This is a genomic window from Capnocytophaga canis (assembly GCF_000827555.1).
In the GTDB taxonomy this organism is placed as follows: domain Bacteria; phylum Bacteroidota; class Bacteroidia; order Flavobacteriales; family Flavobacteriaceae; genus Capnocytophaga; species Capnocytophaga canis.
This window is the reverse complement of the sequence record NZ_CDOI01000043.1, coordinates 1-338: the sequence shown is the minus strand read 5'-3', so window position 1 is coordinate 338 and position 338 is coordinate 1. Positions and strand designations below refer to the sequence as shown.

At 39.6% G+C, this 338-nt stretch carries 1 pseudogene; it reads right to left on the bottom strand.

The window, feature by feature from the left end:
* A pseudogene (locus tag CCAND38_RS11765) lies at positions 1 to 338 on the bottom strand (hypothetical protein); the annotation flags it as partial.

Sequence of the window (338 nt, the reverse complement as noted above, 5' to 3'; positions counted from 1 at the left end):
GTGATATTTCCATTTGTATCCAAAGCAGGTACATTCGAACCCGTAGGATTTTGGATATTGCCGATAGTTACCAAAGTAGTCGTAGCCGTTTGCGTCCCTACCTTGTCATTATCTAATACGTTACCCACAGTTTGAGTTACCGTGGTATCCGTGATTGAGTAAGAATCATCCGTAGCTACTACTTTCTTAATCGTAACAGTCGCCGTAGCTGTATCGCAAATACCTGTATTTGCCTTATCACAAATAGTATACGTAAACGTATGTGTACCCGATGAAGCTGTATTTCCTATCGTTAACGTACCATCCGAATTAAGTGTTACTCCAATTGGTAAATTATT